16 protein-coding genes are annotated in these 14480 nt (G+C 62.5%); 6 read left to right on the top strand and 10 right to left on the bottom strand.

The annotated features are described in order from the left end of the window. Nucleotides 1–30: 30 nt before the first annotated feature. The 3 genes from tatB to sigE form a co-directional block, all read right to left on the bottom strand. Entirely contained in the window at nt 31–561 is a 531-nt protein-coding gene (tatB, locus tag BN9444_RS06920; RefSeq protein ID WP_066490679.1) for a Sec-independent protein translocase protein TatB, read from the bottom strand. A gap of 7 nt (nt 562–568) precedes the next feature. Then, the gene (locus BN9444_RS06915) at nt 569–982 is read right to left on the bottom strand and encodes an anti-sigma factor family protein (RefSeq protein WP_066490670.1); all 414 of its coding nucleotides are present in this window, start codon (nt 980–982) and stop codon (nt 569–571) included. Between the two features lie 93 nt (nt 983–1075). Next, entirely contained in the window at nt 1076–1684 is a 609-nt protein-coding gene (gene sigE, locus BN9444_RS06910) for an RNA polymerase sigma factor SigE (protein WP_230384020.1), read from the bottom strand. A 122-nt stretch (nt 1685–1806) separates the two neighbouring features. Between sigE and BN9444_RS06905 the strand changes: the two genes are divergently transcribed. Next, nucleotides 1807–2451 (top strand): O-methyltransferase, encoded by a 645-nt coding sequence (locus BN9444_RS06905; protein ID WP_066490657.1) that lies wholly within the window; start codon nt 1807–1809, stop codon nt 2449–2451. A gap of 530 nt (nt 2452–2981) precedes the next feature. Here BN9444_RS06905 and BN9444_RS14510 read toward each other — a convergent pair. Continuing rightward, nucleotides 2982–3146: a hypothetical protein gene (locus tag BN9444_RS14510; protein ID WP_196131131.1), complete on the bottom strand. Its 165-nt coding sequence runs from the start codon at nt 3144–3146 to the stop codon at nt 2982–2984. Nucleotides 3147–3359: 213 nt separating this feature from the next. Further along, nucleotides 3360–4577 carry a glucose-1-phosphate adenylyltransferase gene (gene glgC / locus BN9444_RS06900; protein ID WP_068802163.1) on the bottom strand — a complete coding sequence of 406 codons (1218 nt, stop codon included), beginning with the start codon at nt 4575–4577 and terminating at the stop codon, nt 3360–3362. A gap of 134 nt (nt 4578–4711) precedes the next feature. Between glgC and glgA the strand changes: the two genes are divergently transcribed. Further along, nucleotides 4712–5866 (top strand): glycogen synthase, encoded by a 1155-nt coding sequence (glgA, locus tag BN9444_RS06895; protein ID WP_066491072.1) that lies wholly within the window; start codon nt 4712–4714, stop codon nt 5864–5866. Next, the gene (locus tag BN9444_RS06890; protein ID WP_068801646.1) at nt 5867–7312 is read left to right on the top strand and encodes a GH32 C-terminal domain-containing protein; all 1446 of its coding nucleotides are present in this window, start codon (nt 5867–5869) and stop codon (nt 7310–7312) included. 140 nt (nt 7313–7452) lie between these two features. On the opposite strand, the gene BN9444_RS06885 is transcribed toward BN9444_RS06890, so the two are convergent. The 5 genes from BN9444_RS06885 to dapE all read right to left on the bottom strand — a co-directional run bounded on the left by BN9444_RS06885 (nt 7453) and on the right by dapE (nt 11194). Further along, a complete protein-coding gene (locus BN9444_RS06885) occupies nt 7453–8316 on the bottom strand; it encodes a methyltransferase domain-containing protein (protein WP_066490639.1) in 864 nt (287 codons plus the stop codon). Next, nucleotides 8317–8484, bottom strand: a complete 168-nt coding sequence (locus BN9444_RS06880; RefSeq protein ID WP_068801645.1) for a DUF3117 domain-containing protein — start codon at nt 8482–8484, stop codon at nt 8317–8319. It lies immediately after the preceding gene. Between the two features lie 140 nt (nt 8485–8624). Further along, nucleotides 8625–9164, bottom strand: coding sequence for a hypothetical protein (locus tag BN9444_RS14505; RefSeq protein WP_066509312.1), 540 nt, complete (start codon nt 9162–9164; stop codon nt 8625–8627). 89 nt (nt 9165–9253) lie between these two features. Beyond that, nucleotides 9254–10033 (bottom strand): LOG family protein, encoded by a 780-nt coding sequence (locus BN9444_RS06870; protein WP_066490634.1) that lies wholly within the window; start codon nt 10031–10033, stop codon nt 9254–9256. A gap of 33 nt (nt 10034–10066) precedes the next feature. Beyond that, nucleotides 10067–11194, bottom strand: coding sequence for a succinyl-diaminopimelate desuccinylase (dapE, locus tag BN9444_RS06865; RefSeq protein WP_068801644.1), 1128 nt, complete (start codon nt 11192–11194; stop codon nt 10067–10069). A 96-nt stretch (nt 11195–11290) separates the two neighbouring features. Between dapE and BN9444_RS06860 the strand changes: the two genes are divergently transcribed. The 3 genes from BN9444_RS06860 (at nt 11291) to BN9444_RS06850 (ending at nt 14475) form a co-directional block, all read left to right on the top strand. Then, nucleotides 11291–12688, top strand: coding sequence for an amino acid permease (locus BN9444_RS06860; RefSeq protein WP_068801643.1), 1398 nt, complete (start codon nt 11291–11293; stop codon nt 12686–12688). A gap of 118 nt (nt 12689–12806) precedes the next feature. After that, the gene (gene dapD / locus BN9444_RS06855; RefSeq protein ID WP_066490628.1) at nt 12807–13778 is read left to right on the top strand and encodes a 2,3,4,5-tetrahydropyridine-2,6-dicarboxylate N-succinyltransferase; all 972 of its coding nucleotides are present in this window, start codon (nt 12807–12809) and stop codon (nt 13776–13778) included. A 241-nt stretch (nt 13779–14019) separates the two neighbouring features. After that, the gene (locus tag BN9444_RS06850) at nt 14020–14475 is read left to right on the top strand and encodes a T3SS (YopN, CesT) and YbjN peptide-binding chaperone 1 (protein ID WP_068801642.1); all 456 of its coding nucleotides are present in this window, start codon (nt 14020–14022) and stop codon (nt 14473–14475) included. Nucleotides 14476–14480: the final 5 nt, after the last annotated feature.

Here is a 14480-nt window from a genome sequence, read left to right as displayed (position 1 = left end):
GTTCCCTGTGGTTGTTCTCTGCGCCTACGGCTAGGTGATATCCGCCCACGAGAAGCCACCACCGCTGCTGTAATCGCCGCCATTCTGGCTGCGCTGCTGCGGGTTCTGCGGTGACTGCGCAGGATTCTGGGCCGGGTTCTGAGCGGGATTTTGGGGCGCCTGAGCCGCGCCCGGTCCCTGATATCCCTGGGCGCCGCCCTGATTCGGCTGTGCGCCTGCAGCAGGCTGTCCGGGCTCCTGGTGACGCGAAGGCTTGCGCGGGTCGAAGTCATCCCAGGCGGAATCGTCGCCATCAAAGAGTGCCTTAGTAATCGCCGCCCGCGGACCCATGCGGCCCCACTCCGCAGCCGTATTGATGGGACCACGCAGAGCGTCAAACTCTTGGCCCAAGCTGCTCATCTCGCCATTAAGTTCCGCCTTGGCACTATTGATAGCCTTGCGCGCAGCATAGATGGCAGCGCGCACGTCCTGAATCACACCAGGCAGGCGCTCGGGGCCAATGACCAAAACAGCAATAATGGCGATGACGAAAATTTCGCCCCACCCGATATTGGAAAACACGCGTTCTTTACCTTCTCATTGCGCGACGCAGCGTGTCGAGCTTATCCAAAAAGTCTTGTTTAGGAGTACACGCCAGCTCTTCCCCATTGGGCCCGGAGCCCTGGGGCGACGACGCAATATTCGTGAGCCGTGCGACGAGGCTTTGCGGGATATGCACATCCTTGCTGCGTTGTCGGACCCACTCGGCTGCGCCACGTTGCCGCTCAATCTCGCCACGGCATTCCGGGCAGTGCACGAGGTGCACCCGAACACGATGTTGCGACTTCGGGCCCATCTCACCATCGACAAATGCAACGACGGCTTCTGGACCGAGGTGACCAATGGAATCGTAACGTCGCGCTTTTGCTTTCAGCTTGTCTACCGTGCGCTGGCGCACTGCGCGTGCGCCGCCGAGCGACACGGTTGCGGCGTGGTTCTTCATGGCCACCTCCTTTATCCAAGCGGGTGAATGAATCGGGTCCGCAGCGCTCGTGCTGGCGGGCGTGTGTACGTCTCCAGCCTAGCGCGCTGAACGCTACCGTGTGCGAAGCAAAATGCGTGCGTCAGAATCGTTGACGGCCGCGGCTTCGAGTGAGGCGCGCAGCTGCGAGCGCCCACGGTGGATACGCGAACGAACCGTACCCATCTTGACGCCCAGCGTTTCTGCGATTTCGTCGTAGCTCATTCCTACGACGTCACACAGAACGACAGCGACGCGGAAGTCGGGACTCAGCTCATCGAGTGCACGCTGCAGCGCAGGGTCGAGGTTTGCCACGGTGTAAGCCTGCTCCGGGGTCATATCTTCGCCCGGGACGCGGTCATAGTCCTCCGGCAGCGCCTCCATGCGGATCTTGCTGCGATGGCGCACCATGTCGAGGAAGAGGTTGGTAGTGATGCGGTGTAACCAGCCCTCAAAGGTTCCGGCCTTGTACTTATCCAAGGAGCGGAAGACGCGCATAAACGTTTCCTGGGTGAGGTCTTCCGCATCATGTTGATTACCGGAAAGGCGGTAGGCCAATCGGTACACGCTATCCGCGTGTTCTGCGACGAGTTCCTCCCAGGTGGGCATGCTGGCCTCGCCCGCGTCAAAGGCAGCGGTCCCGTGAAGCTGGTCCGAATAATGGTCTGCCATTGCGCGTTTCATGCATTTCATTGTGCTATATCCGTGCTCCAAAAGCCAGATATCGAGCTGCTAATCCACTGTGAATGGTCCTGTGCACGACCTGCCAGCCCCGCGCACCGGCTTGGACCGCTAGGATAAGCACTGTGACTTCTACTGCATATAATGCCCTGCTTGACTACATCGACACGACCACTGAGCGCTCGGAGGCGCTGCGTGCCGCCTACGCGCATGCGGAGGAATTCTCGCTTCCCGCCCCGGGTGTTGCTGTAGGTCAGCTCCTTGCCACTCTTACTGCTGGCGGCGTGCACGCGGAGAAGCCGCAGGCGATTGCCATTACTCCGGCAGTTTCCGTAGCAGGCCTCTATCTGCTCGAGGGCCTACCTGAAGGCGGCATCCTTTCGTGCATCGACCCAGAGGCTGAGCACCAAGCCAACGCCAAGCAATTGTTCCGCACGGCAGGCCACCCTACCTCGCGCGTGCGCTTCCTCCCGTCGCGTCCCCTCGATGTCATCGGCCGCCTCGCCAACGAGTCCTACCACGTCATTTACGCTGATGTTCCCACCATGGATCTGCAGGCTTTAACGAAGGCCGCGTGGCCGCTGCTCACACACGGCGGCACGCTCGTCCTTGCTGGAGCATTGCTCGACGGAACACTGGCCGATACCTCACGGACAGATCGCACCACGACTGCTGCGCGCGAAGCCGATGAGTTCGCACGGTCACTGGAGGACGCTGTCATTACGCGTCTGCCCCTCGAATCCGGTATCACGCTGGTTACCAAGCGTTAAGAGCTGGGTCGCGGTAAGCGCCCCGCTGTCACCGTCGGCGCACAAAGCACAAAGACCTCGCTGTTCCGATAAGCAACCGTGAGGTCTTTGTGTACCCACGCTAGAGGCGCAAAGCGTTGAGCAGCCACGCGGGCACTTCACCGCTCACGCCAAAACGGTGCCGATGAGGAAAGTAAGCACCGCGCTGCGAAGACCAGAATGTCAAATCCGGCGGGCATCAGCGTCTTTTTATGGTTCGAGGACTTATCAGAGTCAAGATCCGCACTTGGCGTTCTGCCACTGCCGAGCTGCCGGCCGCTTGTTGTTAAGCTCGCACTACTGCTTCTGCGCGAGAATTCTCCGCAGCGCGTTCCACTTCGCTCAAGTCGGTGCCATCAGCCGCGCGATCCATGCAGCGGCCCTGGCCCTCCTAGCCAACCCCGATCTCCCCCTCGTTTGCACCGGATTGTCTTCTATCTCCGCCGCTTGTGCCTGCGCTCAAGTCTGATCACGCAACATGGCACTGAAACGTTCTACACCCGATTGCGTGGTTACCGTGCTGCACGGTCCATGCTGCCGGGAGCGGACGCGGCAGCGGCGGTGTCACGGACAGCATCCTTGTCAAAGGCCTGGGGAACCGCCGCCGAACCGCCGACCACGATGGTCAAGGCCGTCGCAAAGGCGACGACTGATTTGAAGACGGTATCAAACTGCATTGCTTTCATAATTCCCCGCTATGTTGACTACTCTATGCGCGTTTTATTCGTAAACCACGACCAGATTAACTGATAGTGTTATAAGAAAGCAACCTTTTTGTTACGTAATCGCTGTGAGATCAAACAAGACCCGCACGGGGCGGGCCTTGTCGCTGAAGCACTACCGTGGCACGGTCGTTACCCGTGCATCACCTGGCGTATTTCCATGCCGTTTTACACCGTCTCGTTCTTGCCCACGACCACTACGCCGCCGGCAGATACGGTGTACTTCTCCTCGTCACGCTCACGGTCAACGCCGATAATGGCGCCATCGGAGATAACGACGTTCTTGTCAATAATGGCGTGGCGCACGACAGCACCCTTTCCTACGCGCACGCCTGGCATGAGAACCGACCCCTCAACAGTCGCGCCGTCTGCCACGTGAACGTCGGACGCGAGCACCGAGTTGCGCACCGTACCGCCCGAGATGATGCAGCCCGCGGCAACCATGGAAGCCTGCGCGATACCGTTCTGCACGAACTTCGCCGGCGGCAGGTTCGTCGCATCCGTCGAGTGGATGGGCCACTGTGAGTTGTACAGGTTGAAGATGGGCAGCACAGAGATGAGATCCATGTGTGCCTCGTAGAAAGAGTCGATGGTACCGACGTCGCGCCAGTAACCGTGGTCGCGTTCGGTTGCACCCGGAACCTCGTTCGACATGAAGTCGTAAACGTGGGCCTGGCCGCGCTCGACGAAGTACGGAATGATGTCGCCACCCATGTCGTGCGCTGAGTTCTCGTTCTTCTCGTCTTCCAGAAGTGCCTGCTTAAGCGCAGAGGCAGTAAAGACGTAGTTACCCATCGAGGCGTAGGTCATATTCGGATCATCCGGCGTAGACGGCGGGTTGTCCGGCTTCTCCACGAATTCCGTGATGGTTCCCATGCCGTCAGCCTCGATGCAGCCAAAGGCCGTCGCTTCCGAACGCGGAACGCGAATGCCTGCCACGGAGCAATCCAGTCCGGTCGCGATGTGTTCCTCGACCATCTGGGACGGATCCATGCGGTAGACGTGGTCCGCACCGAAGACGATGACGTAATCCGGCTTCTCATCGTTAATGAGGTTGAGCGACTGCACGATGGCGTCTGCCGAGCCGTTGTACCAGCGCTTACCGCGACGCTGCTGTGCCGGGACCGAAGCGATGTACTGCGGGGTCGGACCCGACAGGTTCCACGCCTGGGAGATGTGACGGTCGAGCGAGTGAGACTTGTACTGGGTCAGCACGGCAATTTTGAGGTAACCGGCGTTGACCAAGTTGGAAAGAACGAAGTCGATAAGACGGTAGGCACCACCAAAGGGGACGGCGGGCTTGGCGCGATCTTCAGTGAGGGGAAAGAGGCGTTTTCCTTCGCCACCGGCGAGAACAATGGCTAGAACATTAGGCTGGGATTTCACATCTCCCAACTTATCCATGCTTTGCCTTTTTGTCATTGAAAATATGCGCGAATTCATGTGATGTTTACACAGGCACCCCCGAGGCCACAAGAATCCCCGGCGAGGGCGCGGTTTTGTGGTTACTCTGGTCGATTATGAGAGCCGGAATTTTTACCAAAGAATACCCGCCCGAAATTTACGGCGGTGCAGGCGTTCACGTCGCCGAGTTGACTCGTTTCATGCGCGACATTATCGATGTTGACGTCCACTGCATGGGCGCCCCGCGTGAGGAAGCCAATGTCTACACGTACGGTGTTGATCCGGACTTAGCTGATGCCAACGGCGCGCTTAAGACGCTGAGCACGGGCCTGCGCATGGCCAACGGGGCATCGGCAGCCGATGTCGCGCACTCGCACACCTGGTACACCGGCCTTGCTGGCCACCTTGCGGGGAAGCTCTACGGAATTCCACACGTGGTCACCGCACACTCGCTCGAACCCCACCGCCCGTGGAAGCGCGAACAGCTCGGCGGCGGTTACGACGTCTCCTCGTGGTCGGAGTGCAACGCCATTGAGAATGCTGACGCCGTCATTGCTGTGTCTGCAGGCATGAAGTCCTCCATCCTCGATGTCTACCCCAATGTCGACCCGGACAAGGTCCATGTCGTCCTCAACGGCATCGATACGCAGCTGTGGCAACCGCGCGAGACCGAACTCCTCGATAAGTTGGGCGTCGACCGTAACCGCCCCATCGTTGCCTTCGTTGGCCGTATCACCCGGCAGAAGGGCGTGGCTCACCTGCTCAAGGCAGCCGCTGACTTCGACCCCGACGTGCAGCTCGTGCTGTGTGCTGGTGCCCCGGACACTGCAGAGATCGAGGCAGAAACCAAGTCGCTCGTGGAGGGCCTCCAGGCTCAGCGTGATGGCGTCTACTGGGTCCGTGAGATGCTCTCCCGCACCGACATTCAGCAGATTTACTCCGGCGCTGACATCTTTGTGTGCCCCTCCATTTACGAGCCGCTGGGCATTGTCAACCTTGAAGCCATGGCGTGCGGGACTGCCGTCGTGGCTTCTGACGTGGGCGGAATTCCGGAAGTTGTCGTGGACGGCGAAACGGGTACCCTGGTCCACTACGACGAGCAGGTGCCCGCGGAATTCGAGGCGGGCATTGCTGCCGCCGTCAACCGCCTGGTGGGCGACGCCGACACGCTGCGTGCGTGGGGTGCGGCCGGCCGCAAGCGCGCGGAAGAGAAATTTAGCTGGGCGACCATCGCCGCCCAAACAGTCGATATTTACCGGAGCCTGATTTAGATGACCTACCGCCCTGAGCTGCACGTCGCTTTGGAGTCTGGGGTGCTCGAAGCACCCGCAGGAGCCTTACTCGACGGCACGACGTGGCACCTCTTCCACCAATATCGTCCGGCCCCTGGCGAGCCTTCCCGATGGGGCCACGTCTTTGCGGAGGAAGCGCCCTTCGAGTGGCTCGAGTGCGATGACGCTCTCGCGCCCGTAGGCGGCGAGTTTGGCCTGCGCGCTGGCTCCGTGGCGGCGGTCGGCCCTGATATCAACCTGTATTTCACCTCGTTGACCGCTGGCGCCTCGTCCATTCGCTTCGCCAAGTACGCGGGCTATGACGAAACGTGTGAGGTCTCTGACGATCCGCAGGCGCTGGACCCCAACGTGGCTCGCCATGGCGAGGTCATCACCAGCGCCGATGGATTCTCGCGCTTTCGTTCGCCGTGCGTTGTCCCCGACTGGGCTGCCGACGACAAACGGGAGGACGGCCACGAAGGCTGGCTCATGCTGGCGCTGTCCGGTTCTACGGAGAACCCAACGCCGGTCGTGCTGCGCAGCGCCGATGGCGACACGTGGCACTTCGACGGTCCGCTGACATTCAAGGGCAATACCGCCTTCCCCGGCACCAAGGACGATCTCCCGGCCGCGATCGTCTCCCCTCGCATCATCCGCCTACGCGATGAAATCGACGGCAACGTCTATGACGTTCTGTTCTTTACTGTCGAAGCTGTGGGCAAGGAATCCGGCGAGGTGGCTGGCTACCTCGTGGGACGTCTGCAGGGCACCGAGTTTGAGGTTGTTTCCGGCTTCCGTCGTCTCGACTACGGCCACGACTTCACCCGCCCGCGCAATACGAATTCCACACCGGGCACGTTCTCGGAGGACTTCAATTACCGGGAAGCCTGCTTGTTCGGTTTGCTCAATGGTCGTGGTCGCAGCGATAACCCCGCGGTTCATCACTCGTGGACCGAGGAAGGTTGGGCCAACGCGCTCACGCTGCCGCGCCTCGTGACACTGCAGGGAGGAGTGCTGTACCAGACTCCCCCGCGCGGTTTGCCGGACGCTGTCTCACATTCGAAGCGCGCCCGCATGTGGACGGGCCTGCTCGAGGTTCCGGCCGGCAGCGCCGTCACCGTCACGCTCCTCGACGGCCACGGCAAGCCAGCGACGACGGTCACCCACGCGGGCACGGAGCTGCGCGTCGACCGTTCCATGTCGCGTGCCTTCGACGAAACGTATAAGACGGACATCCCTGCGGTGGCTCCGCTCACCGAGGATCCAGAGAACGTCGACGACTCGCTCACCATCGTCGTCGACGGCACGACCGTAGAGATTTTCGCGGACTCGGGCCTGGTGACCATGGCCTCGCGCATGTACTTCGATGGCGGCTGCAGCGGCTTCCGCGTTGAGACGAATGGCGACGCTGAGGTCGTGCGCAGTTTCGAGCGCGCCGGCTCCTAATCGCGCGGTCCGGCGCCCACCACAGCACGGAAACGGCCCCGCAGCATCACAGTTCGTGATGCTGCGGGGCCGTTTGCCTGTTCCGTTCAACGCCGTGCGCGTAGCGTGGGGCGCGCGGGGCAACACCCCGGACCTGTGAACTAGCGGACGGGGCGCAAGCGATCGAGGCGAGCGCGGGCGGTCACCGTGATCGACTCCGGCAACGAGGCCATGCGCTCGGCCAGTTGCTCCGCGCTAATGTGGCGCGCAGACGGGCTCATTCCAACCTGTGCGATGATGGAGGCCTTGTCGAGCACGATAGGGAAAGAAATATCAACTGGGTCTGCGGCTTGCTCAAGGTAGCCCTTGGCTTGCTCGTACATGCGCTCAACCTTGCCTTCTTCCACGCCGAGAATGCCCAGCGGGGCACGCAGTTCGTCGAGATGTCCCGCCGCGGGGGTAAGAACGACAACTTGGCCATGCGGCGCGAGCACGCGTTGGAACTCCGCGGGGTTGCGCGGCGCGAAGACAACGGAGATAGCGTCAATGACGCCATCGCGCAGCGGCAGGCGTTCCCACGCGTCTGCGACCACGGCGCCAATGCGCGGGTGCGCCTTTGCCAAGTGCTTGGCCGCGTGCGTAGAAATATCCAGGCCCACGCCACGAGCGCCGTCCAAGGAGTCCAGTGTGTGCGCGAGATAGTAGCCGGTGCCTGCGCCGACCTCGAGCAGCGCCGGCGAGTGTTCTTCCGGTGCGAGGTCAACGACGTCTTGTACGGCGCCGGTCACCGCCTCCACGAAAGGCGCGAAGTGACCGCGGGAAAGGTACGTCTCACGGGCCTCGACCATGGCGGCGTCATCACCCTTGTGTTTGAGCCCAGCCCCCGGGGCAAGCGTGACGTAGCCTTGCTTGGCGACGTCATAGGAGTGACCCGACTCGGCGACGAGACGAGCACAATCGTCCGCGCCAGCCAATGGCGTACCGTCGACGGGATCAGCGAGAAGATCGATTACGTCGGCAAGCACTTATCCGGCAGCCTCCGTGAGCAAAGCTCCGAGCTCAGCGGCTTCTTCCTTGGTCATCTCGACGACGATGCGTCCGCCGCCATCAGACGGGATGCGCATAACGATCTTGCGAGATTCTTCCACTGCTTCCATCGGGCCGCCGGTGGTACGTGGCTTCATTGCTGCCATGAGCGAAGCTCCTTATATCTCAGTTATTGGGTATACCCCACCTAGTCTACGCTACTTTCCCGCGGGGTTAGCCCACGTCACGTCGCGGCCACGGGCAGAGCGGACTGAAACACTACAGATAGCGGCGATCGCGTGGCAGCCTAGGACCGGCGCTCGTCCTCGCTCGGACCATCGACGATGATGAAGCTTCCTGCCTGCGAGGGACCAGCGCCGGGAGTTTGCGTGACCGTCATCGTTCCGGTGCGGTCCTCTTTCTCCTGCGGCTCGGCTGGCTTCTCGTCCGAGCGTTCTTCCGGGAGTTCAGCCTGCTGCGCAGGTGCGCTCGGAGCAGCGGCGTCCACAAACGCAGCGGCGGCCGGGGACTCGGCAGCGGCCACGTCAGGCGCAGGCGTGGACATCGCGCGGGCAGCGGTGAGTTCTTCCTCCAGTTCTTGGAAACGCTTGTCGAGGGCCACGAGGACCTCGTCGACCTGGCGTTGGCGGTAGCCGTTGCGCACGACGTCAAAACGGACGTCGTCCAGGTCACCGTGTTTGACCGCCACGCGGTTGCTCGCGCGCACATCGGAGGGGCCTTCTGGCCCATCCATCACTGCACCATTCACACCAAACTTACCCGTCGCCCAGATGCCCAGGATGGCGAGAATGGCGAGAATAAGGATGAGCAGGATCCACGAAAACATGCTGTTTAAGCTACCTTACTTTCAGTGTGCGGTATGCAAAGGCCACGGGAGAAACCACGAGAAGCCGCCGGAAGCCCCAGTGGGGACGACTAGCGCGCGTTGCGGATACGCTGGTCGGCAATGACCTCGTGGCATGTGACGATATGGGCCACGGCCTCGTCCGGATCATCGGTGATGAGGAAGAGATCGGGGTCTTCCGGACTGATATAGCCGTCGATGACGAGAGTCTGGCGAATCCAATCCACGAGGCCGGACCAGTACTCGGAACCCATGAGGACTATCGGATAGTTCGTCACCTTGCCGGTCTGCACCATGCAGAGGACCTCAAAGAACTCGTCCATGGTGCCAAAGCCACCGGGCAGGCAGATGAAGGCCTGGGAGTACTTGAGGAACATCGTCTTACGCGCGAAGAAGTAGCGGAAGTTGAGGCCCAAGTCGACGTAGGCGTTGAGCCCCTGCTCGTGCGGGAGCTCGATGCCCAGACCCACCGAGGTGCCGCCCGCCTCATGCGCGCCGCGGTTGGCGGCCTCCATGATGCCGGGGCCGCCGCCGGTGATCACGGCGTACTCGGCGCCCGCTAGCTGACGGCCGACCTCGACGCCGAGGTCGTAGTAGGTGTCACCCTCGTGCAGACGGGCGGAACCAAAGACGGTCACGGCCTTGGGCAGGCGGTAGAGCGCATCAAAGCCGGCGACGAACTCGCCTTGGATGCGCAGCACGCGCCACGGGTCCGCATGCATCCAGTCATGGTCTGCCCCAGATTCGAGGAGCCGTTGGTCGAAGGTGGAGTCCTGCTGTCCCTCGGTGCGCAGGAGCATGGGGCCGCGCAGGGTGCGGTCTTTCGTGACGTGGTTGAGCTCGGGTGCCATGTGGGTGTGAGTACTTTCTGAACGTTGAAGGTCTTAGGACGTGGTGAGGTAGGCCTTAAGCGCGCGGGCGACCTCACAGATCTGCGCGACAGGAACCTGCTCGTCTTTCTTGTGTGCAAAGCCCGGATCGCCCGCACCGAAATTGACGGCTGGGGTGCCCATCTCGGAGAAGCGTGCGACGTCGGTCCAGCCGAACTTCGCTCTGAAATTGCCGTCAACGGCGGCGAGCAGCGCCTGTGCCGCTGGCTGGCCCAGGCCCGGCAGAGCGGCACCCGCAGCGTCGTCGACCTCGACGGTGATGGTGCCCGGCGCGCCAGCCTCGCCGCCGTTGGCGCCCACTTCGAGTTCGAGGACGCCGAGCGCGTGGGCCATCGCCTCGTCGAGCGACCGGTCCGGCGCGAAGCGGAAATTGACGAACATCCACGACTCGTCCGGAATGGTATTCGTTGCCACGCCCGACTCGAGGTGGACGATATTAAGTCCCTCGCGGTACTCGCATTCGTCGATGGTGACGGTGCGGGGCACATAGGAGGCCACGCGCTGCATGACCGGGGCCAGGGCGTGGGCGGCGTTGGAGCCGAGCCAGGCGCGCGCCGAGTGGGCGCGCGTGCCGTGGGCCGTCACACGTAGGCGGAGGGTGCCCTGGCAGCCCGCCTCGATCATCGCGCCGGAGGGCTCGCCCAACAGTGCCAGATCTCCAGCGAGCCATTCAGGATGGTCGCGCTGCAAGTGGCCCAGGCCATTGAACTCGGTGGCAACTTCCTCACCCTCGTAGGCGATGAGGGTCAAGTCATGGGCGAGCGAGGGGGCATCGGCAAGCTCGGCGAAGGCATGGAGGTAGACCGCCATGCCGGACTTCATGTCCACGGTGCCGCAGCCCCACATGACGGCATCCTCGCCAGAGCCTTCCATGTGGTGCGGGACGTTATCCGCGATGGGAACCGTGTCGATATGGCCGGCGAGTACGACGCGGGAGGTCAGCCCCCGGTTCGTGCGGGCACACACCGTGTTGCCGTAGCGCTCTACCTCAATGGGAGCCCGCAGCGCACGCAAAGCTTCCTCCACAGCGTCCGCGATCGCCTCCTCATGGTGCGAAGGGCTGGGGATATCCACCAGCGCGGCAGTGAGTTCGACGGGGTCAGCATGCAAATCTAGAGTCACAAGTGGCCATCGTACCGCCGTGACAGGCCACGCGCGCGCCGGTGTTAGGCTTTAATGCGTTCTACTTGAAGCCTATAGCGCGAAAGAATCTTCCTTATGAGCACCTCTCCAGCAGCGGGCAAGCGGCTGAAATCACGCCACCTCACCATGATGGGCCTGGGTTCTGCCGTCGGCGCCGGGCTCTTCCTCGGCGTCGGCGTGGGCATTCAGGCCTCCGGTACCTCGGTCCTTATTTCTTATGCCATCGCGGGCGGGCTCATCGCGCTCGTCATGGTCATGCTTGGCGAGATGGCCGCCGCACGTCCCTCGCTCGGCTCCTTTTCCACCTACGCGGGCCAAGCCTTTGGCAACTGGGCACGGTTTACGCTGGGCTGGCTCTACTGGTTCATGCTCATCATGGTCATGGGTTCGGAAATCACCGGCGCCTCCGCCATCATCGCGGGGTGGACCGGCTGGGCGCCGTGGGTCCCGGCGCTCATCGCGGTGACCCTCTTCGCCATCGTCAACTTCGCGGCTGTGCGTGGCTTTGGCGAATTCGAGTTCTGGTTCTCCACCATCAAGGTCGGCGTCATCATCGTGTTCATCGCCATCGGCCTGCTCATGGCGCTGGGCTGGTGGCCGAACACGGACACTGTCCACCTGTCCAACTTCACGGAAAACTTCCTACCCAACGGCGCGCCCGGTTTCGCCGCGGGCCTGCTCGCTGTCGCCTTCGCCTTCGGCGGCATCGAGCTTGTCACCATCGCCGCCGCCGAGTCCGAGGACCCCGCGCACAACGTGGCCACCGCCGTGCGCGCCGCCGTCTTCCGCATCATCGTCTTCTACGTCGGCTCCGTGGCCATCATCTCGCTGCTGCTGCCCTTCGACCGCATCCACGACGCGGACGTCGCCGCACAGTCGCCGTTCACGCTCGTCCTCGAGCAGGCCGGCCTGCCGGGCGCCGTCGGCGTCATGGAGGTCGTCATCGTCGTCGCCCTCCTGTCCTCGTTTAACGCACAGATCTACGCCACCTCCCGCCTCGTCTTCGACATGGCGCACGAGGGCAACGCGCACAAGCTCTTCCTCAAGACCTCCCGCACTGGTTCCCCCGTCAACGCCGTCATCCTCTCGATGATCTTCGCCTTTGCTTCGGTGGGCCTGCAGTACTGGAACCCGCCGGGACTGCTCGCCTTCCTCTTCAACGCCGTGGGCGGCTGCCTGCTCGTCATCTGGCTGTTTATCACCTGCTCTTACCTCAAGCTCCACCCGCAGCTCAAGGCCAATGGCGAGATCACCGCGCTGCGCGCGCCGGGCTTTCCCTACGTCCCGTGGCTGGTCATGCTCGCCATGGCAGCACTCATCGTGCTCATGGTCTTCGACCCGTCCGCGCGCGGCCAGGTCATCGCCGTACTCGTCCTGTCCGCCGCCCTCATCGTCCTCGCCGTGGTGCTTCCGGTGGGCAAGCGCGAGAAGCTTGTCCGTACCCCCTCTACCGCAGCCCCCGGTCAGGTGTGAGCCAGGTATCACTGACCTGAGATTCCCTTCATGGTCGGCTAGACTCCTGAAACAATATGCGCCGCGGCGCGGCGCTGCCCTACTAGACATTCACCTCACGAAAGTACTCTGACTTCTCATGACCTCAGCATCCGCCCGCGGACTGGCCACGCTCACTCACGACGGCACCGTCCTCGACGTTTGGTTCCCTGCTGTGTATACGGATAAGCCTGTGGACGCGACCGGCACCACCCGCCTGGAGCAGGCCCCGCAGCAGTTCGCTTCCCTCGTCGGCCCTGATGAGGAGCGTGGCGTCGCCCGCGTCGCCGTGGAGACGACCATCAAGGACCTGGACGAGGCTCCGGTGGACGCCTACGACGCGTACCTGCGCCTCCACCTGCTCTCTCACCGCGCGGTGAAGCCACACGGCCTCAACATGGATGGCATCTTCGGACTGCTCGCCAACGTCGTGTGGACCAATTACGGCCCCTGCGCCGTCGCCGACTTCCAGATGGTCCGCGGCCGCCTCGCCTCCCGTGGCCCCGTGGTCGTCTTCTCCGTCGACAAATTCCCGCGCATGGTCGACTATGTCGTGCCATCCGGCGTGCGCATCGGCGACGCGGACCGCGTGCGTCTGGGCGCCCACCTCGCTGAGGGCACCACCGTCATGCACGAAGGTTTCGTCAACTTCAACGCCGGCACGCTGGGAACCTCCATGGTCGAGGGTCGCATTTCCGCTGGCGTCGTCGTGGGTGACGGCTCCGACGTGGGCGGCGGCGCCTCCATCATGGGCACGCTGTCCGGTGGCGGCAAGGAAGTCATCTCCATCGGCGAGCGCTGCTTGCTCGGCGCGAACTCCGGCATCGGCATCTCCCTCGGCGATGACTGCGTCGTCGAGGCCGGCCTCTACGTCACCGCCGGCACCAAGATCGCCGTGCACGGCGCCGTCGCCACCGCCCTCGGCGTAGCCGACGGCGACACCGTCAAGGGCTCCCAGCTCTCCGGCGGCTCCGGCTTCCTCCTGCGCCGCAACTCCGTCACCGGCGCTGTCGAGGCCACCGAGTGGAAGGCCTCGGCCGTCAAGCTCAACGACGCGCTCCACAAGAACTAACGCGCTGTCGCTTTCGCCTCCACCCCGCACCGCATCCCGCGGCGCGGGGTGTCCGCGTTTTCCTGCGCATAGCCATGCCATTCGAACAGATCTACGTGAAATGTACGTAAACTCGTCCCCTCGTGTGGCCTCCGTCTCCTACACTTAGGCTTGTTCTTCTCGCACGGTTGCATCCACCCCGAGAAGACACCCATTCCCCGCCGTCTGTGACGGCCCACCTACTAGTGCAGGAGCTTGAATTATGTCGAACATTCTGGAAATCAAGGACAAGGTCCAGCGTTGGCTGATGGAGGACAAGAACACCGGCCAGGTGAGCCTGCTTCCGGACGGCTACCGGATCATCAACGGAAACGTCCCAGTCCACATCACCTTCGAAGAGCGCGATGGTGAGGATCCGTACGTCCTTATCCGTATCACTGCGCTGACCGTCTGGGACGCCCCGATGACCCCCGAATCGCAGGCGTGGCTGCTCGAGCACAATAACGACTACATCTTTGGTCGTTTCGCCATCCACACTGCGCACAACGACAATCTTGACCGCGATGTCACGGCCGTCCTGGTCGAACACCTCATTCTGGGCGACACCGTCGACCCGGATGAATTCCTCAACGCCCTTTACACGGTCGCCATCGCGGGTGACAGCTTTGATGACGAGTTCATTGCACAGTTCGGTGGCGAACACTACATCGACGACTAAACGCC

Source organism: Corynebacterium phoceense (assembly GCF_900092335.1).
Lineage (GTDB): Bacteria > Actinomycetota > Actinomycetes > Mycobacteriales > Mycobacteriaceae > Corynebacterium > Corynebacterium phoceense.
The sequence above is the reverse complement of the archived record's forward strand: the minus strand, read 5'-3'. Positions and strand labels throughout refer to the sequence as shown.